Genomic DNA, 26,156 nt, shown 5'->3' with positions numbered 1-26,156 from the left:
TAACCCTTTTTTAATGTCTTAATTCTATACTTGTTGAAACTTATAAACTGAACCTAAATTTAAGATATCAGTTAATTCATCTAATGCAGTTCTAGATTCAATTAATAACTGAGGATCTTGTAAATCTTCAGGTTTTATTACATCTCTATAATGACTATCAACCCAAGTATTTAATCTTCTATATAAATTGTCCGACATAATACAAGCAGGATTTACAGCAGCTAACTCTTGCTCACTTAATGTTACTCTTAAACGTAAACAGGCAGGCCCACCGCCATTTTTCATGCTTTCATTTACATCAAAGTATTTAACTTGTTTTATCGGGGTATTTTTTGTTATTAAACGATCTAAATACGTTTTTACATTTAGATTATTTTCACAATGTGATGGCGCAATAATCACCATTGATGAATCAGGCAAAGTGACTATTTGAGTATTAAACAAATACGTATTAACTGCGTCTTGCACACTCACTTCATTACTAGGTACTTGTATAAAATGTAATTCTTGATGTTCGAGTTTCTGATTCACTTCTTCTATAAACGCACCCGTATTCAAAAAAGCTTGTTCATGGTAGAACAATACATTTTGATTGCCGACTGCAATTACATCATTATGAAATACCCCCGCATCAATCACATCAGGGTTTTGTTGTACAAATACAGTTTTATCGTCTGATAAACCATGTAACCTAGCAACTGCGCGGCTGGCTTCTATCGTCTGTCTTGCAGCAAACTTTTGTGGTTTAGGCATATCAGGATTAAATGCAAAACGGCCAAAAGTGAAAATTTCCAAACCTGCATCAGCATAGTCACCACATAAACGCGTATGATTAGCAGCCCCTTCATCACCAAAATGATCACTATCATTCAAGTGCTTATGGTGTTCAAAATATTCATCATTAGCAAAGATTGCTTTTAAGATATTGCCGGTAGTATCTGGCTCTAATGAACGATGAAACTTATTTGTTAAGTTGGCAGGAGTGAAATGTACTTTTTTATTGCAGGTATCTGATGAAGGTGAAACAGTCGCAGCGTTAGCTGTCCACATACTCGATGCTGAATAACATGCAGCTAAAACATTAGGTGCTTCTTTATATGCTTGTGCTAATACCTCAGCATCTTTCCCTTTAAAACCTAAACGTCTCAAGGTATACAAATCAGGCCTTTCTTGCGGTGCCAATACGCCTTGCGTTAAGCCTAAGTCATGTAAAGCTTTCATTTTTGCTAAACCCTGTTTAGCAGCGCTTTTTGGATTTGATCTATCGTGGGCACTTTTTAATGAGGCAACGTTGCCCTCAGATAAACCCGCGTAATTATGTGTAGGGCCAACTAATCCATCAAAATTAACTTCTAAACTTTTCATTAAACAACCTTTTGAAACCTATAAAATAAAGATTCAAATCAAGTAATTAAACTTCATTAAAATCAAAAAATGCCCCTTAGTATCATTGTACCTAATTTATTAGGTTACTTTGTATTATTTTTACGAGTGAAAATATTTAAGTTTTCAATCATTAAAAAACACACCTAAAATCGGTACGTGATTTTATATATAAATTCCTTTACACTATAAAATTAATTTTAACCCAGTATAAATCTCTGATTTAATTCCTAATGTTATTTTTAAATATTTAAAGAGTTAACTTCTCTAAATAAAGCTACTGTGACAAATAAACAATTAACCGGCTCTAAAAGAGCATTTATTTAAGTAAAGGATTACGATGAATACACTACGCATATTTATATTAATAATATCAATATTCAGCTCAAGTTTCGCACATGCTAAAGCTGGATTTTTATCTTTTGGTGGCGAACAGATAATTGAGGTTATTGATCTACCCAATGATGAAAGATTCCAAACACCTGAAGGGGAATATGTAAATATAGGTTATATCTATAAATCAGTCGCAGTCCTATTTATTCCTATTTGGAATTATGACGGCAGGCTTGTTGGCACTACAGGACAAGAAGATACATATTTAAACCTTCCTCAAGATCAAATTTCAATCATGTTAATTGAGTCTGAAAATGAGTTCCCCCAAATGCCTTTATTAGATTTTTGGCACCGTATTGGCGGTAAAATGATCTTTTTAATAGCAATAGGCTTTATTGGCTTTAATATTAGAAAAAAAATGAAGAAAAAAGCATCTTTTTTAAGCCCCTTACCTACAGCGCGTGAACGATTAAAAGATATACTTATTAATAGTCAGGAGTTTACTGAATTAGAGCCTAGCGTTTTAAATATTGAAGAGAAAGATGATGTGCCCGGTTTAGAGTTTATAGCTTTTAAAAACTACTTTAATTCATTTGTATCTGTATCCCTCATTGATATGAATAAAGTAACAATAGAGCAGGTAAAAGCTAATAACGACGATCTTTTCGAGAGACTACTACCACTCAAAAAAGCAGTTTCATCATCAGCTCAAGCTTCATTACATTACATCTATTTTACATTTGATAAATCACCCAGTAATGATGATATAACTGTGTTAAAAGGCCTTAAAAAGAAAAAAATCAGAAATAGCACCAATGTCATACCCGCTATCATTGATTTTGAAACAATGAAAGTTGATACTGCTTTGGGCGCAATGCCATCAAAGAAAATACTAGAAAATTGCTTTATACAAGCACAAGTTGAAGAACTACACATTGAAAAAGTAAAAATATAAGATAGTTTATAGTGCCAAATAACTTAGTAATAATGCAAGTTATTAAGCTTTTGGCGCTTCACATCACAGACAATTGCTTTGCATTAAGGCTAAACCCAATTTAAATCAATTCAGTAACCCCTTCATTTTTTATCTGTGCTTATTTTCAATTTTATTAAACAATTTCTAATGCTTAAAAACGAACATAAAAAACTAAAACCGAACAAAAATAACTTCAAAAAATACAATGAAAAATATAACTTATTGATAAATAAATAAAATAAAATTGGCACAGTAATTCCATTAAAGAATTCAAGTTATTAAATAATATGTGTCCTCAACAATGAAAATAGAATTAACACAAAACAAACCTTGGAAGAAAGGCATATTAATCAGCCTGTTTATTTCTTTATTATGTTATGCCGCTTACGCAGTTAGCAGTAAGTCGGTAAAATCTATACCAAAAGAAAATGTGAGTTTTCAAAATGTGCAAACTGGGCCTATGGATATATACGCTAACGCCTATGGTGAGTTGATTTCAGCAAAAGAGCGTTTATTAACAGCCCCTGCACTGGGAAAAGTATCTCAAATACTGGTACGCCCAGGCACCCAAGTAACGCCCGAAACTGTCATACTTCATTTATTCAACCCTAAATTAAATCAAGAAGTAAGTGAATCTAAAGGGTTATTAGCACAACAAAAAGCAGAACGTGAGGCTTTTAAATACGAACAACAAAATGAAAGATTAAACTACCAAAGTAATATTGCAGATATCCAAGCAGAAATTGAAAAAGCACAACTAGAACTTTCAGTTAATCAAAAGCTATTAAAATTAGGCGTTGCCTCACAAATTGAGTTACAACGCGCACAACTGGCCCTTGAACAACAAAATAAACGATTAAAGTTCGAAAAAGAGAAGTACCAGCAATTTATAGAGATGCAGAGTTACCAACTCACTCAAAAAGATATCACTATTGAACAACAAACCTCACAAGTGAGTTTATTAGAACAGCAACTTGAAGATATGAAAGTTAAGGCGGGGATCACTGGTTCCTTACAAAGCCTAGAAATAGAGTTAGGTCAAAGCGTTCAGCTAGGTGAGTCTCTCGCAAAAGTAGGTAGCAATAAAGAACTCATCGCCAGATTACGTTTGCCGCAACATCAGGCAGATCAAATAGATATTAATGCACCTGTGATATTAGATACACAAAAAGGTTTAATTCAAGCCCATATTTCTCGCATCGAAAGTGTTGTAAAAAATGGCTCTGTACTGGCGGAAGCAATTATTGATAGTGAATTAACAACAAATGCACGCCCCGCCTTAACAATATCAGCACAAGTATTTATAAAACATCAAAAAGATGCCGTATTTACCCAACAAGCATCAGGAATGCGCCCAAACAGTAAACTCAATGTATTTATACAAACACAAAACGATACATTGCAAAAGAGAGAAGTTACTTTTGGTGATATATCTCAAGGAAATTTAGTTGTCACCAAAGGCTTAAACGCTGGCGATAAAATTGTGAGTTCAGATTTAAGTAAATATAGCCAGTTCAAACAATTAGCATTATTAGATTAACCATATCCACCCAAATCAATGTAAAATGCCAAAACGTAAAGGCCCTTTACAATGATTTGGATAGAAAAATTATAAGGAATATATTATGAAACAAGTTGTCTCTATGAGTAATATCCATAAGCGTTATGATGGCCAACAAATAGAAACTCACGCCTTGCAAGGTGTCTCTCTTGAAATTATGCAAGGAGAGTTTGTGGCTATCACAGGACCTTCAGGCTGTGGTAAATCAACTTTATTATCTATTATGGGTCTAATGGATAGTGCAAGTGAAGGCTGTTATCAAATTGCCCAAATTGATACTGCAAACCTCAAAATTGATCAAAGAACACAAATAAGAAATGAACATATCGGTTACGTATTTCAGTCTTTTAATTTAATTGATAATTTAACTGTATTCGAAAATATCGCTTTGCCACTTGAACATAGAAATGTAAAAAAAGCTGAAATAAAAACCCGTGTAGAAGCAGTATTAGATCAAGTCGATATGCTACATCGTAAAAACTACCGACCTAACCAGCTTTCAGGTGGTCAACAACAGCGTATCGCCATCGCCAGAGCCTTAGTTGGTAAGCCAGATCTCATCTTAGTAGATGAACCCACAGGTAACTTAGATAGTAAAAATGGTGATCAGGTGATGTTGCTATTAGAGCAATTAAATAAAGCAGGTTCAACTATTGTAATGGTAACCCATGATAGTCGTTATTCTCGCTGTGCAAGCCGCGAAATACAATTGTTAGACGGTCAAATTATCACTGAACAATTCGCTGCACAAAATGTTCAGGGGGTTGCATGAGTTTATACCAAAAAGCATTTATCTCAGGGATCGCGAGAGTATTTTCACTGCCACGGCTAAGTATTCCGCTTATTGTAACTTTAGGCCTTACTTTAGGTGCAGTATTAAGCGTAATAGCGATTTCATCCACGTTATTTTTAAAGCCACTTAAAGGCGTAAATAACGAAGATAGTATTCAAACATTTCAATTTCAGATGCAGTTTAGTAAAGATATGAGTATTTCATATTGGAATTTGCGCCGCTTAGCTGACTTTAATGAAACTTATAAGCATTTAGGAACTTGGGCGGGTATTTCATCTAATAATGAAGAAGCTGTTAGCATTAATAATGTAACATATTCAACTACACAATTTTCCGCCTCTGATACTATTTTAAATGTATTAGGTACCCAATTACTTAAAGGACAAGATGTCACTATAGATGCGCCAGATGAGTATGTTTGGATATCAAACTCTTTATGGCAACAAGCTTTTTCAGGTAATGACTCAGCGATAGGTAAACAAATAACGCATAATAATAAAAGTTATATCATAGCCGGGATCATAGAAGACTTAATGGATGCACCAGATAATAATGCTATCGCTCAGGAGCAAATTTGGTTTATTTCTAAGTTAACTAGTTTATTAGGAAAAACAGAAGAAGGTGCAGTAAGAGATGATATAAAAGCCTTATTATTAAAAGCTAAAAACCCCAATATCAAACCACCTTCAAAAGAAGAAGTTTTACAATGGCGCACACAGTACATAACAAATAATACACCTGAAGATCAGCTACAAGGCTATTTAGGGTTTATCAATAGCAGCCCTGCATCAGTCATCACAGATAGTTATAGAAATCACTTGTTGGGCTCAAGTAAAAGCTTAGTGTATGCTTTATTTACTGCAGTTATCGGTCTGCTTCTAATGGCAACACTAAACTTGCTTAATCTATTTATTGCACACTATCAAGCCCGCAATAAAGAGTTTGCAATACAATTAAGTTTAGGTTCCAGCTTATTAAAGTTGAGGCTATTAGTTTTATTAGAAAATTTACCTAGTTTTATTTTGGCTACTATATCAGGGCTTTTAGTAACAGGTTGGATTCTAAAAAGTTTACCTCATATTACTAATAACAACCTTCCTATGATTAACGAAATAGCAGTTAACAATACAACATTAGCCGCTTCATTTATGATCATTGTTTTGCTAAGCATACTCTTTAGCGCTTTTGCCTTAATTGATATCAATAAACAAGCTCTTGCCACTAATTTAAATAGCAGTGGTAAAGGTATACAAGCACAATCTAATCACTGGTTAAGCCGAACATTAATGGTAATACAATTAGCTGTTGCATCATTATTATTAACCGCTTCAGTGATGCTTGCCTCTCAAAGTTATGATGCTGTTTATCGTGATTTAGGTTTTGAATTAGGTAATCATTATGAAGTATCAATGTCTGTATCTGATCCCCAGTGGGCTAAAAAAATAGCAAACCCAACGAGGTATCAGGGCAGTAAAGCACAAAAAGTAAACCAAAATATAACTCATATAATTGAAACTAATGTAACTGACAGTAAAGTTGTGATCCCAACAGGTGCACCTCTCACTGATATGTACATACTTAATTCATACATTCCCGAAGATAATCCAAGCCATCAAATTTTATTTCAGCCTAGCTTTTTAACGCCTAATTATTTTGAGGCATTTGATATTCCTATTTTAGCAGGAACTAATTTAACAAAAGCACAAATTGAAAATAGTGAAAAACGCATCGTCATAGATACTAATATGGCTAAAGAGTTATTTCCTAATTTAACTTATGACCAAATAATCGGTAAAACAATAGACTTAGGACAAGAAAATGAAAATGGTGAAGCCGTAAAATCTGTAATTAATGGGATTGTTGGTTCTATTCAAAGCCAAGTTGGCAGAGCTAATCCTATCATCACACCACGCGTATATTTCGGTCAATTCAATATGTTCAGCACATTTTCATTTACTGTAAACCTTCCTGATGGTCAAAGTATGAACGCTCAGCAGATACAAACTCAAATTACAAAGCAATACCCGATGTTAACTAACCTTCAAGTTACTTCATTAAAAGATCGTTGGGATGAGCAAACTTTAAGTGATCGATTAAGCCTTTGGGTAGTATTAACCATGACAGGTTTAACCTTATTCTTAGCGGCCATTGGCATTGCTGGTTTAACTCAAATGACAACCAATCAAAAGAAATACGAGTTAGCTGTACGTATGGCCACAGGTGCTAAACAAAGTCGTTTATTAACTTTTATTCTTAAAGATGCATTTTGGATGTTAGGTTCAGGTTTAGGCTTAGGATTTATCATTTCTGTTTTTGGTTATCAGCAATTACAAGCAAGCCTCACATTGCTCCCAGAATTTAATTGGTTAGCTATGACAGGCTTAGATATAGGTTTGATCATCATAGTGCTTTTATCTGTGTCTATTCCAGCATGGCGAGTGATAAGCTCAGATCCTATGAAAGCATTAAGAGAAGAATAGTAAAACTCTTATCCAAACCTCAGGTTAATTAAGTTAAACTAAGGCAACTTATAAGTTGCCTTTCTCATTACTTATAATAAACACGGAGCTTAGTTTGCAACAAACACCTAATAAAAATAATCAAGCAACAATATTACTGGCTGATGATGACGAAGATATCAGATTAGCCTTGGCATTATTATTATCCTCTCAAGGTTATAAAACCATTGAAGCAGCTAATGCTAAAGAAGTGATCACCCAAACCAATAGACAAAACCCTGATCTCATTTTGCTAGATATGAATTTCAGCCGCGATACCACAAGTGGCCAAGAAGGCTTAGAAATATTAGCCCAATTAAAAAATAACGATATACCTATTATTTTGATGACCGCATGGGCAAATGTTGAATTGGCAGTAAACGGTTTAAAACAAGGTGCATCTGATTTTATAGAAAAACCTTGGAATAAAGCAAAGTTACTCAACAGCATAAATCAGCAGCTAAGCTTTAAAAAAATAAAACAAGAACACCAAGGCTATCAAACACTATTAAGTGAAAAACAAAGCAATAAAAATCAAACTTGGATTAGCCAATCAGATGCCATGAAACAAATTGAGCAACTCATTGAACAAATAGCACCAACGGATGCCAATATTTTAATATTAGGTGAAAATGGCACAGGAAAATCTCAATTAGCTAAACGTATTCATCAATTTTCATCCCGACAAGATAAACCTTTAATTTCAGTAAATATGGCGGCTATACCTGATAACTTATTTGAAAGTGAATTATTTGGCCATCAAAAAGGCGCATTTACCGATGCCAAAAAAAATCGCATTGGCCGTTTTCAATTAGCAGATCAAGGCACTTTATTTTTTGATGAAATCGGCTCCTTACCTTTTAACTTACAACCTAAGTTATTACGCGTTTTAGAAACCGGTGAATATGAAGTTTTAGGCTCAAGCCAAACACAAAATACCAATTCAAGGCTGATCAGCGCCACTAATGCGGAGTTATCAAAACTGGTAAATGAAGGATTATTTCGTCAGGATTTATTATACAGATTAAATACTTTAGTGATCACTCTGCCACCTTTAAGAGAAAGGTTAGAAGATATAAAACCTTTAGCTGATACTTTTATAGATCAATTTTGTACTAAGTATCATAAATCAATATTAAGCCTTTCATCTGACGCGTTAACAAAACTGAAACAACATACTTGGCCAGGCAATATTCGAGAGCTAAGTCATGCGATTGAACGTGCTGTTTTATTATCGACAAATGAAGAAATTACTGCCCAAGCATTACTTTTAGATAATACGAATAGCCAAGACTCAGGAATAGCACTGCAACCACTAGAGCAAGCAGAGCGACAGCTAATCGAAAAAGCGTTATCGGTAAGCTCTGGTCAAGTAATTGAAGCTGCAAAGCGATTAGAAATTTCTCGTAATGCGTTATATCGCAGATTAGAAAAGTTTGGCATCAAATATGAGTCATGAAAAGTGGCTCATTACTGGGCTAACAAGTATTATTTTAATCATAATGGCTTTAGTTACGGCACTCACATACAGCCTTAATTGGAGTATATTAGCAATCAGCACATTAATATTTTTATTAATGTACCCATTAATTTTCAGTGCTAATAAATATTATCAGTTTTGGTGTCAATCCATAATGCAACTAACGACCTATACCCAAGTTTTAAAAGATGGCGAGCATAATTTAAAATATAAAAAACAAAATAAAAATAATTTATTACTAGAACTACAACAAGAAATCGAAGCTTTAGCTCAAAACAAGCTTAAAAAAAATACACAAAATAATACAGTTGAGAGTTTACTGAGCCATATATTAGATTCTTGGCCAATTCCCGTATGTGTATTTGATCAAAATTTAAATCTAATTTATCGCAATAGTGCGATGAACGCGCAAATACAACAACCTATGCTAAATGGTACATCAGCATCAAATTTAGGTTTTAAATTTAAACATGGGCATTTTAGTCATGTTAAGTTTGATGATAAATGGCAAAAACAAAGCATAAATTACTTAAATCAATCTAAAAAACATTGGCTGTTTTCTGCCATAGATATTTCGCAATTACTGAATGAAAACCAAACGACCACACAAAAGAACTTAGTAAGAGTACTCTCTCATGAGCTAAGAAATTCACTCACCCCAATGGCATCTATGGCTGATACTTTATTATGCAGTGAGCAACTCAACGAAAGCCAAACCAGAATGGTACTTGATAGAATCAAAAGTAGAAGCGAGAAACTACTTGCTTTTATTGGCCAGTACTCTCAATTAGCGCAATTACCAGCTCCTCACTGCACTTGGTTTAATTTTATAGATATTTTAGACGAGGCCAAAAGCATGATAAGAGCGCCGCTTAACGTTCACTATAAAGGAGCAGGTTTATGCTATGGAGATGAAAATCAAATTTCTCAAATACTTATTAATCTTTTAAAAAATGCACAAGAGTCATGCTCAAAAGATACCTGTGAAGTATCTATCACCTTATATAGCCAACAACAGAATCAAGTTATAGAAATCACTGATAATGGTCCTGGGTTTGCCAATTTAGATAATGCTTTAACGCCTTTTTATACCACTAAATCAACAGGCTCAGGTATAGGTTTATCACTATGCGATAACATTACCCGCAACCACCAAGGTCATTTAAAAGTCTCCAATGTTGATCCTCACGGTGCTATGATTTCAATGACTTGGCCAACAAAGAAATAACACTACTAATGTATTCCTATAAAATTTTAAATAATATTAATGACATTGATTCATCTATTTGGGATGCATTTTTTGATGATAACCCATTCACCAAACACGCTTTTATTAATGCGTGTGAATCAAGTTTATCTGCAACTGAAAAGACAGGCTGGGTTGCACATCACTTTTTAATATATCGAGAGCACTCTCTTGTTGCGATTTTGCCTGGGTATATAAAAAGTCACTCTTATGGAGAGTATGTATTTGACTGGTCATGGGCTGAAGCGTATCAAAATAATGGTTTGAATTATTATCCTAAATGGATAAATGCAATACCATTTTCACCAATACAAGGATTACGTATTGCCCATAAAGAAAGCGATACTATCGCTTTATATCGATTTATTTGCACTACACTAAACCAAGTTGCACACAATAACCTTTGGTCTGGCTGGCATATTAACTTTTGTGATCAAACAACATCAAACTTATTAAAGCAGCAAAAAATCATGCCTAGGATCGGAGTACAATTTCAATGGTTTAATAATAGCTACTCTGATTTTAATGGTTTTTTAACTTCACTAAATGCTAGAAAGCGTAAAAATATAAAAAAGGAGCGACAAAAAGTACTGTCTCAAGATATTCAAATTGAGTGGCTAAGCGGTGATGACATTAGTGATAACTTGATTAAACAATTTATTGAATTTTATCAACGCACTTACTTAAAACGCTCAGGTCATCTAGGTTATCTAAATATAGAGTTTTTTACTTTATTAAAGCAGCACTTAGCCGATGATTTAATTATCATGACAGCAACAAAATCTAATGAATTAATCGCAGCTACTTTGAGTTTAAAATCAGACGATATACTTTATGGGCGCTATTGGGGAGCAAATGAGCCATGTGATTTTTTACATTTTGAGCTGTGTTATTATCAAGGCATAGAGTACTGCATTAAACACAAACTAAAATGCTTTCACTCTGGTGCGCAAGGCGAGCATAAAATCGCAAGAGGGTTTGAGCCTGTATTTACTTACTCAAACCACAAAATTATTCATTCTGACTTTGCATTAGCTATCGATGACTTTTTACAAAGAGAAACACAACATATGCAACAATACTTTAAAGAGTGCCAAGCTTTATCACCTTATAAAAAAGACGATTAAAATGATTTTTTAAATACTAAAAGTTGATTATTTGCTGGCATATCAAAGTCATTAATCAATAAAAGTCCTTCTTTTTTAGCTAAAGATAAAATACTTTCTATATCTCTTATGCCTCGATTTGAGTCTATATTTTTAAGCCATAAATCAAACTGTGCATTACTAGGACTTGTAAATTCACCATTATATTTAAAAGGACCATAAATACACAAAGTGCCATTATTTTCTAAGTGTCGCCCTACCCCTTTTAAAAATGATACCACTAAGGCCTCGCTGACTATATGCAAAGTATTCGCTGTAAAAATACCATCAACTATTTCAACAGGCCAAGGCTTGGAAAAATCAAGCGGTAATGGACGTTTTAAATTATCAGAAGGCTCATCATCAATGCAAAGATTAATACCTTGATGATTCTCTATTAAGTCACTAGTTTGCCATGTTAAATGCGTTAAATTTTTAGCAAAGTGCACTGCGTGTTGACCTGTTCCCGAGCCAACTTCTAAAACGTTAGAGTGAGTACTAAAGGCACCTTTGAGAATATTAAGAATATATGATTTATTGTTCTCACAGGCTTGAGAATATGGCTTTTGCATTTGTAATAACTCGATATAAATTTTTGATAAGATTAAACTTCTATAATGTTTTTGTCTAGAAACAAGTCTATCTAGACGTAAATCTTACTTGCCAATAATATCACTTTAGTTTTAAACTAACCTTCAGCCTTACGTTTACGTAAAGGGCAAACCGTCAATTAAATAATAACCGTCAATTAAAGAGTAGAGTTATGCGTCTTGAAATTCTTTGTGAGAATAAAACCGGAATAGCACGAAAGTTACTCGAAATTCTAGAAAATTATGATTTGAATCTCTATGCAGTTGAAGCCAATAGTAATGGCATTATTCATGTGCATTTTCCTGAATTGGAATTTGAACGGTTTAAAAATTTAATGCCCGAAATACGTAAACTTGATCATGTACTTGATGTTAGAAGTGTTAAAAATATGCCTTTAGAAACAGAGCATTATGCACTTAACTCTTTACCTGATCCCGTTTTTTTCATTGATTTAAAAGGTAAAGTAACCAGAACCAATGAAGCAGCCCTGGCATTAATAAATATTTCAAAAGAAAAGATTGAGAATGAAACTCTCAATCAGTGGCTTCAAGGTTTTTCATTTATAAACTGGTTTGATGATCTAAAAGGCATAAATCAAACGGTAAGAGTACAAGTAAATGGTATAAACTATTTAGCTGAAATTTTACCGATTTATATTACTGAAAATCTAGATACTAAAACGCTTTCTGGCGGTATTGTTTTACTTAAATCATCCTCAAGATTAAGCAAGCAAATTAATATATTGCAAACCGACTCAACAAAACAACCAAAAAATAAATCAACTAAAAGTATCATGGCCGGATTTGAAACTATCCGTTCACAAAGCTCTGCGATTAAGCGCACTTTATTACAAGCCAAAAAAGTTGCACTACTAGAAGAGCCTATTCTAATTATGGGAGAAGTAGGTACAGGCAGAAGACGCATAGCAAAGGCATGTCACGATGCAAGTAACAGAAAAAATAATAAGTTCACTTCAATTTCATGTGCAACACTAGAAAAAAGCCACCTAAATGATATTTTATATGGCTGTAAAGAAAAGAAAATTGTCAGTGTATTTGAACAATCTAACTTTGGCACAGTCTATTTAGATGAAATATCAGAGCTCACCAATGAGATGCAAATTAGTTTAATAAACTTAATTAAAACAGCCACATTGAATAATAATCCAGATAAAAAGTTTGATGTCAGAATTATTTGTTCAAATAAAAAAAGTTTAGTTAAATTAATGAAAGCCGGAAAATTCAGACAAGATCTATTATTCCAAATAAATACCTGCTCATTAAGTATTCCACCTTTAAGAAAAAGCAAAGAAGATATTTTAATATTAGCTAAATACTTTTTACAGCAATACTCTGATAAGCAAGGTGAAACTGAATTTACCTTATCGAAAAAAAGCCTTGATAAATTGCAAGCTTATGACTGGCCAGGTAATGTAAAAGAGTTAAAAAACATTATATTTCAAGCTATCAGCATGGTAGATGGCTCCACAGAATTAACACCACAAATGCTGAATTTACCTTCAGATATTCTTGCGCCAAAAACCAGCCTAGAAGCATTTAGCGATACATTAGAAGAGGCGACCAAAAAATTTCAAGCTGATTTAATTCGTCAACTTTATCCTATTTATCCGAGCACCAGAAAACTCGCTAAAAAACTAGGGGTCTCCCATACAGCAATCGCCAATAAGCTAAAAGAATATGGTATCGATAAAAATTAACAAGCTCACATATTTTAAAGCTTTAAATACAAATCAATCAGATGAATTCATTTATTCTATTATTAAATAAATGAATTCATCTTAGGATTTACATTGTCTCAATTAAGTCAACTTAAAAATGACAATGTCCATTTAAAACAAATGATAGCAGCAACCAGATTGCAGCTTGAAACAATACAAGATACTAAAGCGCAATCAGCGCTCAATATTTAGAATGCTTTAAATAATAAAACTAATGAATTTAAAGCAACCATTAGTACTTTACGAGATCAATTAGAATTACCAGCCAGTATTCGAGAACAAGACATTCAAAAAGTAAAATTCGACTTAAACCAAGAAAACCTTCAATTACAACAAACAATACAAAGCTTACGTGACAAACTGGAAATTAAATCAAGTGTTCATAAGCAAAACATCCACAAAGTAATATAAAATTTAACTCACTAAAACCTGAAATTTCAAAGCACAGTGCAAAACTTAGGAGATAGAATCCAGCTACAAATAAATGTTCAAAATGACTCTCAACAGCAAAGTAATAAATAAAGAACATCAACAATTAAGCCTTCTATTAAAAAATAATGTAACTTAGAGTTACGGATCAAATTATGAAATCGAGTTGCCTTGAACGTATATTTAAAATTAACCGCGAAATTGCGCTACAAGAAACCTTAGCTCAAGTTTTTCCACTTTAGCAAATATCGCTTCCCGTGAAAGTGATTCAGAAAGAAGTTCGATTTTTACATAATAGTCAGCATAACGAGTTATTTACTCTATTTGCACTAGACTTAAAAAAGAGAGCCGTATATCTGACGATATTGGTATTGCGGGTTATGTTTTTAAAACAGCTAAAAGCTTCATTATTGAAGACGTTTATAATGATCCTCACTTCCACGATAAAATGGAAGTGATTGCATATTTTCTCGATGGTTTAAATAAATATAAAAAATTTATTGAGGCCATAAAAGTTTTTAAACAAGCACTATTATTACATCAAGACCCAGTCTCTTAAAATGTATATTCAAAGATGTCAGTATTTTATTACCCAACCCCCAGCATACAATTGGATGGGGTTTTTACCATGCAAAGTAATTTAATGGCGTACAATGATCTCAGGACTTGTATCTATCTCACCATCAACATCTACGGTTGCAGGATTGCCATCAAGTAATAAAATAGCTAAGTTTTCGTGTTCAACAATTCGAATAAAAGTTAACTCATAACCATAACCATGCAATGCCGTTACAGCTGATTTTTGCGCATCATTCAATTTACACCATAATAAGTTACTTGAAGGACAATTTGAATGCCGCCTTTCCTGGCCTGGTGGTAATTTTTCATAATCATCCATACTAAACCTCATAATAGCCCCTCATGATGAAGATAACTTTGAGTATAATTTAAAAATTAAAATTCACCTTAAATTAACTCAATAAAAGATATTTATTTAAAGTAATAAGAATAAAGAACTGCTTAAAAAAATTTAGTATATTTATTAGCTCATCTAACAAGGTTAAAAGATCAAAAATGAAAATAGCTAATTCCGAACGTTTAAAATTTGAACTGATGACAGATCAAGATGCGCATTTATTTTTTGAGTTAGACCAAGATCCCGAAGTCATGCGCTATATTAATGGCGGCAATATGACCTCAATGGAAGATGTATTAAATATTTATATTCCACGAATGAAAAGTTATACAAACGAAAAATTAGGCTGGGGACAATGGAAAGTATCAATCACAGATACCAATGAATTTATTGGTTGGGTATTAGTAAGACCTATCGACTTTTTTAGTGATAATTCACAATTAGATAACCTAGAACTTGGCTGGCGTTTTAAAAAAATCACTTGGGGAAAAGGTTACGCAACAGAAGCTGCTAAAAGCATAGCTTTAGCAGTTAGCCAAACTAAGAGCGTGAGTAAAATTTCAGCTATCGCATTAGAGTGTAACTTAGCTTCAATAAAAATAATGACAAAACTCGGTATGAAATACATCAAAACGTATATACATAAGGACCCTCTTGGTGATATTGAAGCGGTTTATTATGAAATAAAGGTAGACGACTTCCACAAAAGAACAGCTTTAAACTATAATTAACCATTATTAATTTGTGAAAGCTTACTAGTAATGAAAAGATTATTCTTGGCGCTTGAAGTGCCTGACTTTGAAAAATGCGCCATTACTTTATGGCGTGAACAGGCCTTACCTGAACTATCCGCTCCTGTGATCACAGATAATCTACATCTTACTTTATGTTTTTTAGGCAATACAGAATTAGAGATAGAACAAGAGTTAATTGCAAAATTAAACCATTTAAAAGGTAGGAAGATTCACTTATCTTTTACTGAAATTGGCTATTTCAAAAAACCAAAAGTACTTTATTTAAAGCCGGAAAAAACGCCTCACACTTTATTAAATTTAGTACAAAATCTAAATGAAATGGTGAGCTGCACTGAAACCGACCTAAACCAGTTAGAGTACACACCTCATATCACTGTAGCTCGAAAAATTTCTGAATATCCAAATATCGTGGACTCCCCTAGCATCAGAATTCAATTCACTGATGTTGTGCTTTACCATTCTCAAAGCACTAATAATGGTGTCAGATATAAAAAACTTAGAGGTTGGTCACTGAACTAAATAAATTAATGTAAAGGGGGTTTACAAAAACTCACATTTTAGTCGACTTCTAAGTCATCATTCATATCTTTTATTACTAATTTCAAGTTAGTAATAAAACGCTCTGTAACTATACAGCAAACTCCCATAGTTCATTAACCTGCTGTTTTAATTGCTCTCTAAAGTTGGGATGTGCTATCTCTATCAATGCTTGTGCACGTTCACGAAGGCTTTTACCTCTTAGGTTTGCAATACCATATTCTGTCACTATATATTGAACATGAGCCCGAGTCGTTACCACACCAGCACCATTACTCAAAGTTGGCACAATGCGGGAAATTGCACCTTTACTCGCTGTTGAAGGTAATGCAATCACAGCTTTTCCTCCTTTTGAAAGTCCTGCCCCACGAATAAAGTCCATTTGACCACCAACACCAGAGTATATATGGGTACCAATAGAATCAGCACAGACCTGCCCTGTTATATCGACTTGAAGAGCGCTATTAATTGCAGCGACATTATCATTACGACGAATAATCGAAGTATCGTTTACATATTCGATATCTAAAAATACAACTTGTGGATTATCATCTACAAAATCATATAAACGCTGAGAGCCTAAAGCAAAGCCAGTTACAATTTTACCTGGGTGAACTTTTTTTAGTTTATTATTGATTGCGCCAGATTCAACTAGATCTAATACACCATCAGAAAACATCTCTGTATGAATTCCTAAGTCTTTTCTATCATATAAACACGCCAAAACAGCATCTGGAATCGCACCTATGCCCATTTGTAAACAGTCACCATCATTTATAAGCCGAGCAACATTTTTGCCTATTGTTTGTGTTATTTCATCTTGCGCTGCCATTGTATGAATAGGTAAATCATCATCTTGCCAATACACACTATGAAACCTGTCGTACGCAATAAAAGAGTCTCCATGAGTTCTTGGCATATTAGGATTTATATGAGCAATTATTTTTTTTGCAACCTGACAAGCGGCATTAGTTGCTTCGACAGCAACCCCCATAGTACACATACCATGTTTATCAGGAGGTGACACTTGAATAATTGCAGTATCAATTTCTTGCTCTCCACTGCGAAACAGTTTAGGTACTTCAGACAAGAAAATTGGCACATAATCAGCATCACCTGAAGCTAATAATGAACGGGTAGGTGTACTACTAAAATAACATCTATGACGTAAATGACCTGAAAGACTTTTATCACTTAACGCTTCACTACGCTCTGTATGCAATTGCAATAGTGTTAAATTAGTTTTAGTTTTAGCATGAACCGCCAGAGCTTCAAATAAAACCCTAGGTGTGGCAGCCATTGAATGGGTCCAAATTATTTCGTTACTTTCAATGATAGATACAGCTTCTAATGCTGATTGACAAATGCGCACGCTCATAATCATCTTAACCTTACCTAAATACGGTCAGTGTAAGAGCTTTAAGGAATACCGTTATGATTTGTATCAAACAAAAAACTAAAATGCGTAGTAATCATTTTTCATATTTACTTAGATCAAATTTTTACTAAGTATTTTTAATTTTGTGTACTAATACGAGCTTGGTATATATAGAGGGAAGAGAAAAGCATATCCACTAAAACAAACTATTATGTTTTAAAATACTTATAAGATGCTGAATATAATAGAAATAACGTATACGAAACTAGGTTTATTAGAGTTTCACTTAAAATCGAAGTTTATGTTAAAAGATTAAATGTTTCTAACTTGACTGAGTTAGTAAAAAACAGTTTTATACCAACTCAAATATTGACTGTAATATGTTTAGCAGTGTGTTTTCACCGACTAAAATAAAACACACTCGCGGCGATTAATATTATCACAATGCCAATAAATACCGGAGTAAAACGATTTTTTTCACTTAATTGCTTTTTAACTGCCGATTTTGCAGTGCAAGCCGCGACTTTATTAACATAGCTATAGCCGGAATTTAAATACTCTTTGCATTTACTTTCTTCTGCGGGAATGGCTGTTAATTCGTTATTTTTTTTCAGGATATAAAAATCCATAAGTACACCACTTTTTGCTATTTTTATAAATGAACAAAATCATTCATTTTATTTTTATACATATCCCTGTAAAAAGTGTGGCATTTTAATGATATTTAGGGGGTAATTTCAACTATTAATAACGATAAATAGGAAATAAATTATAAAAAGACGATCTATTAAAAATTTCTAGCTCTGGATGTAAACCCCCTTTACATTTTTATTATGAAAATAGTTATCCCTAAAACAGCCAACGATAGCATAATACTTAATGACGATTTAACTATATTACTGGTTTTTGATAAGCACTTTATCGCATGTTTCTTATCTTTAGCTGCAACTTTATCAATATAGGTAAACCCGCGTTTTTCGTAGGCCAGAAACAATTTTTCATCTGCTTCAATCGCCGACAAACAATTATCTTTTTTAATAATATAAAAATACATAACACCACCTTAAACGACGTTTAATTTTCACTCTTAGAATAAATGTATTTCCCTGAATAAAACCTGAACATATTTAATAAGGATTCATCGTATAAAAGTGATCTTTGTCGCTTAAAAATTGCTTTTTAAGTGATAGTTTGGAGAATAAGCCAATTCATAAAAAGTATAAACTTATATCAGGAACGTTATGAGCAATAAACTAACATTAATTGCAGCTGCAATTATGCTGCCATTAACCATGAGTGTTAATGCCTCGGCAATCAATCAAACAAAAGGCGACTTTGAAGATAAGTTTCGTCAACTAGGCCAAGCACTACCAACACCTAATGTTTATAGAAATGCAGCAGGCGAACCTGGCGCGCAATACTGGCAACAAAAGGTAGATTACAAAATTAAAGCATCTTTAGATGAAGAAAAACGCCGTCTAACTGCGCATCAAAGTATCACCTATAAAAATAACTCACCTGATACTTTAAAGTACCTTTGGTTACAGCTTGACCAAAATATATTTAAAAGCGATTCAATCGCTGAGCTTACCTCTACAGTAAAAACAAAATTAAAATCAGGTCCAGATAAAGGCAAAGCAAAAATCAGCCTAAATACATTACGTCGTCATCAATTTCTTGATGATACTGAAATGGGCTACCAAATTGCTAAGGTAAAAGACAACTCAGGCAATACATTAAAAGCCACCGTTGTCGGTACTTTAATGCGTATCGATCTTAAAAAACCATTAAAACCGGGCAAAACAACTAAATTCTCAATGGATTTTGCATTTAACATTGCAGAAGAAGATGCTGTTGGCGCTCGTGCTGGTTATGAGCACTTTGAAAAAGATGGCAATGACATCTTTTTATTAGCGCAGTGGTTCCCACGTTTAGCAGCTTATACTGATTATGAAGCTTGGACTAATAAAGCTTTTTTAGGCAGTGGTGAGTTTACTTTAGAGTTTGGTAACTACGATGTTGAACTAACAGTGCCTGCCGATCACATTGTATCTGCAACGGGTGAGTTAGAAAATGCCAGCAGCGTACTTACAAAAACACAACGTGCACGTTTAGAACGAGCAGAAACAGCCAAGCGCCCTATCTTTATCGTAACTGAAGAAGAAGCGTTAGAAAACGAAAAAGAAGGCACTTCAAAAACAAAAACATGGAAATTTAACGCTGAAAAAGTACGTGATTTTGCATGGGCCTCTTCACGTAAGTTTATATGGGATGCTAAAGGCTACAAACAAGGTGGTGATGATCAACCACTAGTAATGGCGATGTCATTTTTCCCTGTAGATGGCGGCGATTTATGGAAAAAATATTCTACTGAATCTATCGTACATACGATGGAAGTGTATTCAAGATTCTCATTTGATTACCCATACCCAGTGGCACAGTCAGTAAACGGACCTGTCGGTGGCATGGAATATCCCATGATCACTTTTAATGGCCCAAGAACAGAATTACAAGATGATGGTACACGCACTTATACTCAAGCCGAAAAGCGCTTTTTAATCGGTGTAGTGATCCATGAAGTTGGCCATATTTATTTTCCTATGATCGTCAATTCTGACGAAAGACAATGGACATGGATGGATGAAGGTTTAAATAGCTTTTTAGATGGTATTGCGGGCCGTGAATGGGATCCAACGATTCCTTGGGGCGTTGAAGCACAAGATATCGTTCCTTATATGAAATCTGAGCGCCAAGTACCTATCATGACGCAATCTGATAGCATTTTAAACTTTGGTCGCAACGCTTATGCTAAACCTGCTGTGGCTTTAAATGTTTTACGAGAAGTCATTTTAGGTCGTGAATTATTTGATTTTGCATTTAAAGAATATGCACAAAGATGGAAATATAAGCGTCCTACGCCATCAGATTTCTTTAGAACAATGGAAGAAGCCTCAGGTGTTGATTTAGATTGGTTCTGGCGTGGTTGGTTCTACAGTACTGATCATGTTGATATTTCAATTGATCGCGTATACAAGTTACGTTTAGATACTAAAAATCCAGATATTGATTATGGCCGATTACGCGAAACAGAGCTTAATAAGCCGGTATCACAGTTTGTTGAACGTAATAAAGCTGAAGGTCGTGAATTATGGATCGATAACAACCAAGATGTTTCTGATTTTTACGACGATAATGACCGCTTCACAGTAACAAATAAAGAGCGTAATTCTTATAATAAATTTCTTAAAGGCTTAAAACCTTGGGAACGCAAAACATTTGAGCGTGCTGTAAAAGAAGATAAAAACTACTATGTGCTAGAGTTTTCTAACTTAGGCGGTTTAGTTATGCCTATATTGCTACAGTTAACTTACACTGATGGCACAGTAGAAGATAAGTATATTCCTGCAGAAGTTTGGCGTCGTTCACCTAAGAACGTGCAAAAACTTATCGTAACAGATAAAAATAAAGAGCTTAAAAGCATCAGCATTGACCCTTCATGGCTAACAGCTGATGTCGATGTAGAGAATAACCATTACCCCCGTCGCATCATTCCTTCACGTATCGAAGCTTACAAATCGAAGAAAAGAGATGGCAAAGTTTATCGTGATATTATGCAAGATATCAAAACTGAGCTGAAAAAAGACGAAGATAAAAAAGATAAACCAGTAACTGAGGATAAAAAATGAGGAAATTACTCCTCCCTTTAATATCTTTAATGTTGACGAGCGCCGCAAGCGCTCATCAACTTAAAGCCGCTGTAACAACTGTGTTATTTAATGATAGAACCAATAACATTGAAGTGATGCATCGCTTTTATTTACATGATGCAGAACATGCAGTGAGCCACTTATTTGCTAAATCGCCTGGTAGACATAATCACGCTGATTTAATTTCAGATAAAGAAACGCAAAATACCTTTGCAAATTATGTTGATAAGCAGTTTAAACTCGAAACCTTGAGCAATAAAAAACTAACATTAAAGCCTGTTGGGCATCAGCTTGACGGTCAATTTTTTTGGGTTTACCAAGAAATAACCATTCCTGATTCAGCTAAAGGTTTACGTATGTCACATGGTGCTTTACGTGACTTATGGCCTGCACAAGTTAATATGGTGAATGTTGAGGGCAAAGGCAAAGTTAAAACTTTAACATTTAGCGGTGAAGATACTTGGCTACAAACACAGTTTGAAGCGAAATAACTTCGAGTAATACACGCAATTATGCATAATTAAATGTTTAGGAAACACACCCTGTCTTCCTAAACATTTTTATACACTTTAGCCTTTGAATTTAAGTATATATCACTCTACAATACCGACATATTAGGTACACTGGAACATCTCGTGAAATCAGCACTTTTGCTAGCAGCCATACTTTTATCCCCTTACTCTTTTGCTAATTATCAAACTGAAGTTAATCTAGGTATTGCATTACAAAGCCTCAAACAGTCACCCGATATCACTATATATGGTGCAACAATAGAATATTTTGATAAAAAAATTACCAACAAAGGACCACTGGCTGAAACCGCTTATTTAAATAAAACATCATCTTGGTATTTAGCGGGGATATCGTTTGATAAAATTGATTCAACAGTTGCTAATTTAGGTCGAACACAATTTATTAATGACAATACTTATATAGAAGTTAATACCAATTTTGAAAAAGGGAATAGTTTTCAAGATCTGTCATTAACAACTGGTCATTATCTTGATGATTATTTAAGGATATCTGCTAGCACCAGTTTTTCGAATGGTACTGGTTGGAATGAATTTATTTTATTTACAGCTAGAAAGCTTTTCCCTTTAAATGATGAACAAACTATCACTTTTGAATATTCAACCGCAATTGAAGATGAAGATTTTTTAGAATATCAGTCCGCAACACTGACATATTACCCCTCTGATTTTACTTTATTATCTTTAGGTATTAGCCATAATACCAAAGAACGAAACGGTACTTATATTGATTTATCGACTCAGTATTATTTCACCACTCAACTAGAAGTGAGCGCGGGTTTTGGTTATTCAAATCAAGATGGCGTTGGTGATTTTTGGATTTTATCTACGAGTTATCGCTTTTAAATATTTGATTTAAAAAACACAAACTACAGATTATGTTAAATTGAGTTGGATTTAGAAATATTAAAGGCTTATGCTACAAATTTTAAAATCAGATTCTAGCTCTCACTCTCAGTAATTGTTAGAATGAATTTATAATATTTATTTTTATTAAGAGTATGAGATGGGCAGAGCATTTGTTGTACGCCAAGTTTCAATGGAAAAAACGGCAGCGGCTAAAAGTAAAGTTAATTCTAAATATGGTAAAGCCATATACGCATGTGCGAAAAGTGGCGGAGCCGATCCCATTGCTAACTTAAGTTTGCAGCAACTAATCGAAAAAGCAAAAAAAGATCAGGTTCCCGCTCATGTAATTCAAAAAGCACTTGATAAATCTACCGGCGGAGCAGGTGAAGACTACGCACCAGCGCGCTATGAAGGTTTTGGGCCTGGTGGCATGATGGTAATTGTTGATTGTTTAACTGATAATCCAAAACGTACATTCCAAGATGTAAGAAACGCCTTCACCAAGTCAAAATCTAAACTCGGTGGTCCAGGTACTGTTGCTCATATGTTTGATCATCATGCCGTATTTGGATTTTCAGGGGATGATGACGAAGTTGTATTAGAAGCCTTAATGATGGCTGATGTAGATGTAACAGATGTTGAAGTAGAAGCGGGCAAGGTATCAGTATTTGTGCCTCACACTGAATACTTTAAAACAAAAACAACATTAATCGAATCATTCGAAGGCATTCAATTTGATGTTGATGAAATTACATTCATACCTCAAACGGATACTGAAATATCTGGTGATGATCTGCCTTTATTTGAGAAGTTAATGACTTTATTAGATAACGCTGAAGATGTACAAAATATTTACCACAATGCCATCATAGTAAAATAAACTATTTAAAATCTGCTTATAAGAACATAAAAATAGACAAAGCCAGTTATAAAGCTGGCTTTGTCTTTTAGCTATTATAAAAATTAGTCAATTCATCAGACAACTCTTAAACTTCAAAAACAATAAAAATACAATATATCAATGCCAAATTTGCATTTGGTTTATTTTTAAGCAGTTATTAATAAAAATACAAATTTATTCACTTTATTGATAAGCTGCTCATTTCCTACTTACGCAAATACACTAAATAAAAACACCGATTGAGTTTTGCATGCTAACAGACAATTAAAATAGTTCAGTTGATTTTACTGATATTGTTCATGAGAATTATGCTCAATTAGAAGCATATGAGCAGCATTTTAAAGATCATGTAATTAAAAAATACCCGCCAGAACCAAATAAAAGTACATATTGTGATTTTGAAAATGAAAAGGGTGAAACATTTTCAGAATATAATAGTGAATTAACAGATAGTAAATCTATTTATGAAAATATCGTTATAACCAGTTGAAAAAAATAATCATGTAAACCCCCTTTACAAAGTAAATTTAAGATAAAGGCAGTTTACTTTGTATCAGGGTGTTAGAAGTGGAAGATAAATTCTCAATTATTACCTGCATTTGTATGCTATTTGTTGGGAACTCTCCTGTTTGTAATCCTTTTTCAAGCTCTGCTGCTAAAAGCGTAATTTCTTCAAACTCAAAAACAGCCGAAGTGCCATTTAAGCTATGTGCAAAAAATTTAAGTTTGCACCAATCTTGCTGCTTATAAGCATTTTTTATATTTTTAATATCACATGGCAGCGCGTGTAAAAAGTCATTTTTTAATTGGGTTAAGTGACTTTGTGGAATATCTATTTCATCAATGCTTGAGTCAATATTTAAATATTGATTGATAACTTGCACTAATTTCTCTCTTTGTATCGGTTTTGATAGGTACTCACTAAAACCCGCTTCTATATATTGAGAAATTTCATGCGTCATCGCATTGGCAGTTAATGCCACAAAAGGTGTATCACATCCTGTTGCCTTAACTAAATTCATTGCTTCTATTCCGCCCATATTAGGCATATGTATATCACTTAAAATAAGATCAAATTCATTAATAAGTGCAGCATCAACAAGTTTTTCGCCATCTTCAACTGTTGTAACAGTTAAACCCAATTTAGTTAATATAAGCGTGAATAGCTTTCTAAGACCTTTATCATCTTCAGCCAATAATATATGACCTTTAAGTTTGTTCTCCGGTTCAATGGCACTACAAGGGCTTTCAAGTACAGTCTTAACTTCGGTATCTGTTTTTAACCAAGTGCAATCTTGTGTTTCATTGAGTGCGATAGTGACAGTGAAACAACTTCCTTTTCCTTCTTCACTTGAAACACTGATACTGCCGCCCAGCTTTTGGGATAAACACTTTGAGATATGCAACCCTAAACCTGTACCACTGACACTCTCCTGACTAGTATTATTTAATTGCGAAAATGCAACGAATAATTTGCATAAATCATGTTTATTAATGCCGATACCAGAGTCCTCAATAGAAAACTCTAATAGGGGAGATTTATTTTTTATGTTTAAATGCACAAATCCCTGCTGCGTAAACTTAATTGCATTGTTGAGTAAATTAATTAATATCTGTTTCAGTCTAGTTGGATCTGTTATTAATTTTGTTGGTAAAGGGAATTGATAATTAATACTAAATTCAATACCTTTTTGTAAAGCTTTATCGCCAACTAATAACTTTACTTCTTCTATAAGTTTAAATAACTCAGTAGGTAATAGTTCAACATCTAATTTATCTGCTTCTACTTTTGATATATCCAAAATATCATTTAAAAGTGATAATAAATGCTTACCACTATTATTTATAATTGAAATCGCATTAAATTGCTCTTGTGCATCAATTTCACCCGCCAAAATAGATTCAGCATACCCTATAACAGCCGTTAAAGGTGTACGGATTTCATGACTCATATTAGCCAAAAATCGGCTTTTAATTTCACTGGCATGGGCTAGTTCTTGAGACAATTTCTGCAATTCTTTTCTTTGTCTTATAATTTCTAATTGTGTTGCAACACGCGCTTTTACAACTTCAGAATTAAACGGCTTATAAATATAATCAACAGCGCCTAATGTAAGCCCTAATTTTTCTTTTTCTGATGAGTTTAATCCCGTGATAAAAATAACAGGGATCTGAGATGTTGCAGGAATAGATTTCAGTTTTTTAATGGTTTCAAAACCATCCATTTTCGGCATCATAACATCAAGTAAAATCAGGTCTGGCTTTAAAGCAAGGCTTTTATCTATGGCTTGTTGGCCGCTAACAGCCATGCTGATTTTAGCGTCATTTTTTAAAAGGGCGCTTAAAACTTTCAAATTTGCTTTTTCATCATCTACAAGTAAAATTTTAGCTTTAGTCATTTTATAATATA

The 26,156-nt window shown here is 33.7% G+C and carries 21 protein-coding genes; 14 read left to right on the top strand and 7 right to left on the bottom strand.

The window, feature by feature from the left end:
• Positions 1-24 precede the first annotated feature (24 nt).
• Positions 25-1,365: an N-succinylarginine dihydrolase gene (gene astB / locus KO527_RS24435; RefSeq protein WP_216042853.1), complete on the bottom strand. Its 1,341-nt coding sequence runs from the start codon at positions 1,363-1,365 to the stop codon at positions 25-27.
• Positions 1,366-1,723: 358 nt separating this feature from the next.
• Between astB and KO527_RS24430 the strand changes: the two genes are divergently transcribed.
• The 7 genes from KO527_RS24430 (at position 1,724) to KO527_RS24400 (ending at position 11,397) form a co-directional block, all read left to right on the top strand.
• Positions 1,724-2,671, top strand: a complete 948-nt coding sequence (locus KO527_RS24430; protein WP_216042852.1) for a hypothetical protein — start codon at positions 1,724-1,726, stop codon at positions 2,669-2,671.
• A 322-nt stretch (positions 2,672-2,993) separates the two neighbouring features.
• Positions 2,994-4,232 carry an HlyD family efflux transporter periplasmic adaptor subunit gene (locus KO527_RS24425; protein WP_216042851.1) on the top strand — a complete coding sequence of 413 codons (1,239 nt, stop codon included), beginning with the start codon at positions 2,994-2,996 and terminating at the stop codon, positions 4,230-4,232.
• 85 nt (positions 4,233-4,317) lie between these two features.
• Positions 4,318-5,025 carry an ABC transporter ATP-binding protein gene (locus tag KO527_RS24420; protein ID WP_216042850.1) on the top strand — a complete coding sequence of 236 codons (708 nt, stop codon included), beginning with the start codon at positions 4,318-4,320 and terminating at the stop codon, positions 5,023-5,025.
• Complete coding sequence (locus tag KO527_RS24415) at positions 5,022-7,526, top strand: ABC transporter permease (protein WP_216042849.1); 2,505 nt, start codon at positions 5,022-5,024, stop codon at positions 7,524-7,526. The genes KO527_RS24420 and KO527_RS24415 overlap by 4 nt, the downstream gene beginning before the upstream one ends.
• A 94-nt stretch (positions 7,527-7,620) precedes the next feature.
• A complete protein-coding gene (locus tag KO527_RS24410) occupies positions 7,621-9,003 on the top strand; it encodes a sigma-54 dependent transcriptional regulator (protein WP_252734099.1) in 1,383 nt (460 codons plus the stop codon).
• Positions 8,993-10,252, top strand: a complete 1,260-nt coding sequence (locus tag KO527_RS24405; RefSeq protein WP_216042848.1) for a HAMP domain-containing sensor histidine kinase — start codon at positions 8,993-8,995, stop codon at positions 10,250-10,252. Before KO527_RS24410 ends, KO527_RS24405 begins: the two co-directional genes overlap by 11 nt.
• An 8-nt stretch (positions 10,253-10,260) precedes the next feature.
• The gene (locus tag KO527_RS24400) at positions 10,261-11,397 is read left to right on the top strand and encodes a GNAT family N-acetyltransferase (protein WP_216042847.1); all 1,137 of its coding nucleotides are present in this window, start codon (positions 10,261-10,263) and stop codon (positions 11,395-11,397) included.
• Here KO527_RS24400 and KO527_RS24395 read toward each other — a convergent pair.
• Positions 11,394-11,987 (bottom strand): DUF938 domain-containing protein, encoded by a 594-nt coding sequence (locus KO527_RS24395; RefSeq protein WP_216042846.1) that lies wholly within the window; start codon positions 11,985-11,987, stop codon positions 11,394-11,396. The two genes, KO527_RS24400 and KO527_RS24395, sit on opposite strands and share 4 nt — an antisense overlap.
• A 191-nt stretch (positions 11,988-12,178) precedes the next feature.
• On the opposite strand from KO527_RS24395, the gene KO527_RS24390 reads away from it, so the two are divergent.
• The gene (locus KO527_RS24390; protein ID WP_216042845.1) at positions 12,179-13,723 is read left to right on the top strand and encodes a sigma 54-interacting transcriptional regulator; all 1,545 of its coding nucleotides are present in this window, start codon (positions 12,179-12,181) and stop codon (positions 13,721-13,723) included.
• A gap of 1,090 nt (positions 13,724-14,813) precedes the next feature.
• Here the strand turns inward: KO527_RS24390 and KO527_RS24385 are convergent.
• Positions 14,814-15,083 carry a hypothetical protein gene (locus KO527_RS24385; protein WP_216042844.1) on the bottom strand — a complete coding sequence of 90 codons (270 nt, stop codon included), beginning with the start codon at positions 15,081-15,083 and terminating at the stop codon, positions 14,814-14,816.
• A gap of 164 nt (positions 15,084-15,247) precedes the next feature.
• Between KO527_RS24385 and KO527_RS24380 the strand changes: the two genes are divergently transcribed.
• Both KO527_RS24380 and thpR read left to right on the top strand, forming a co-directional pair.
• A complete protein-coding gene (locus KO527_RS24380; RefSeq protein WP_216042843.1) occupies positions 15,248-15,820 on the top strand; it encodes a GNAT family N-acetyltransferase in 573 nt (190 codons plus the stop codon).
• Between the two features lie 30 nt (positions 15,821-15,850).
• The gene (thpR, locus tag KO527_RS24375; protein ID WP_216042842.1) at positions 15,851-16,363 is read left to right on the top strand and encodes an RNA 2',3'-cyclic phosphodiesterase; all 513 of its coding nucleotides are present in this window, start codon (positions 15,851-15,853) and stop codon (positions 16,361-16,363) included.
• A 109-nt stretch (positions 16,364-16,472) separates the two neighbouring features.
• On the opposite strand, the gene KO527_RS24370 is transcribed toward thpR, so the two are convergent.
• From KO527_RS24370 to KO527_RS24360, 3 genes are all read right to left on the bottom strand, one after another.
• Entirely contained in the window at positions 16,473-17,759 is a 1,287-nt protein-coding gene (locus tag KO527_RS24370; protein WP_216042841.1) for an acetyl-CoA hydrolase/transferase C-terminal domain-containing protein, read from the bottom strand.
• A 398-nt stretch (positions 17,760-18,157) separates the two neighbouring features.
• Positions 18,158-18,388 (bottom strand): hypothetical protein, encoded by a 231-nt coding sequence (locus KO527_RS24365; protein ID WP_216042840.1) that lies wholly within the window; start codon positions 18,386-18,388, stop codon positions 18,158-18,160.
• A 191-nt stretch (positions 18,389-18,579) separates the two neighbouring features.
• Positions 18,580-18,813: a hypothetical protein gene (locus KO527_RS24360; protein ID WP_216042839.1), complete on the bottom strand. Its 234-nt coding sequence runs from the start codon at positions 18,811-18,813 to the stop codon at positions 18,580-18,582.
• Between the two features lie 187 nt (positions 18,814-19,000).
• Here KO527_RS24360 and KO527_RS24355 point away from each other — a divergent pair, with 187 nt between their 5' ends.
• The 4 genes from KO527_RS24355 to KO527_RS24340 all read left to right on the top strand — a co-directional run bounded on the left by KO527_RS24355 (position 19,001) and on the right by KO527_RS24340 (position 23,725).
• Positions 19,001-21,445, top strand: a complete 2,445-nt coding sequence (locus KO527_RS24355) for a M1 family metallopeptidase (RefSeq protein WP_216042838.1) — start codon at positions 19,001-19,003, stop codon at positions 21,443-21,445.
• Positions 21,442-21,957 (top strand): DUF6702 family protein, encoded by a 516-nt coding sequence (locus tag KO527_RS24350; protein ID WP_216042837.1) that lies wholly within the window; start codon positions 21,442-21,444, stop codon positions 21,955-21,957. Before KO527_RS24355 ends, KO527_RS24350 begins: the two co-directional genes overlap by 4 nt.
• A gap of 144 nt (positions 21,958-22,101) precedes the next feature.
• On the top strand, positions 22,102-22,842 hold the full coding sequence (locus KO527_RS24345; protein WP_216042836.1) for a putative porin: 741 nt from the start codon (positions 22,102-22,104) through the stop codon (positions 22,840-22,842).
• Positions 22,843-23,002: 160 nt separating this feature from the next.
• Positions 23,003-23,725, top strand: a complete 723-nt coding sequence (locus tag KO527_RS24340; RefSeq protein WP_216042835.1) for a YebC/PmpR family DNA-binding transcriptional regulator — start codon at positions 23,003-23,005, stop codon at positions 23,723-23,725.
• A gap of 548 nt (positions 23,726-24,273) precedes the next feature.
• On the opposite strand, the gene KO527_RS24335 is transcribed toward KO527_RS24340, so the two are convergent.
• Positions 24,274-26,145, bottom strand: coding sequence for a response regulator (locus tag KO527_RS24335; protein ID WP_216042834.1), 1,872 nt, complete (start codon positions 26,143-26,145; stop codon positions 24,274-24,276).
• Between the last annotated feature and the right edge of the window lie 11 nt (positions 26,146-26,156).

The organism is Pseudoalteromonas sp. C2R02, assembly GCF_018860845.1.
Lineage (GTDB): Bacteria > Pseudomonadota > Gammaproteobacteria > Enterobacterales > Alteromonadaceae > Pseudoalteromonas.
This window is presented reverse-complemented; position numbering and strand designations above follow the sequence as displayed.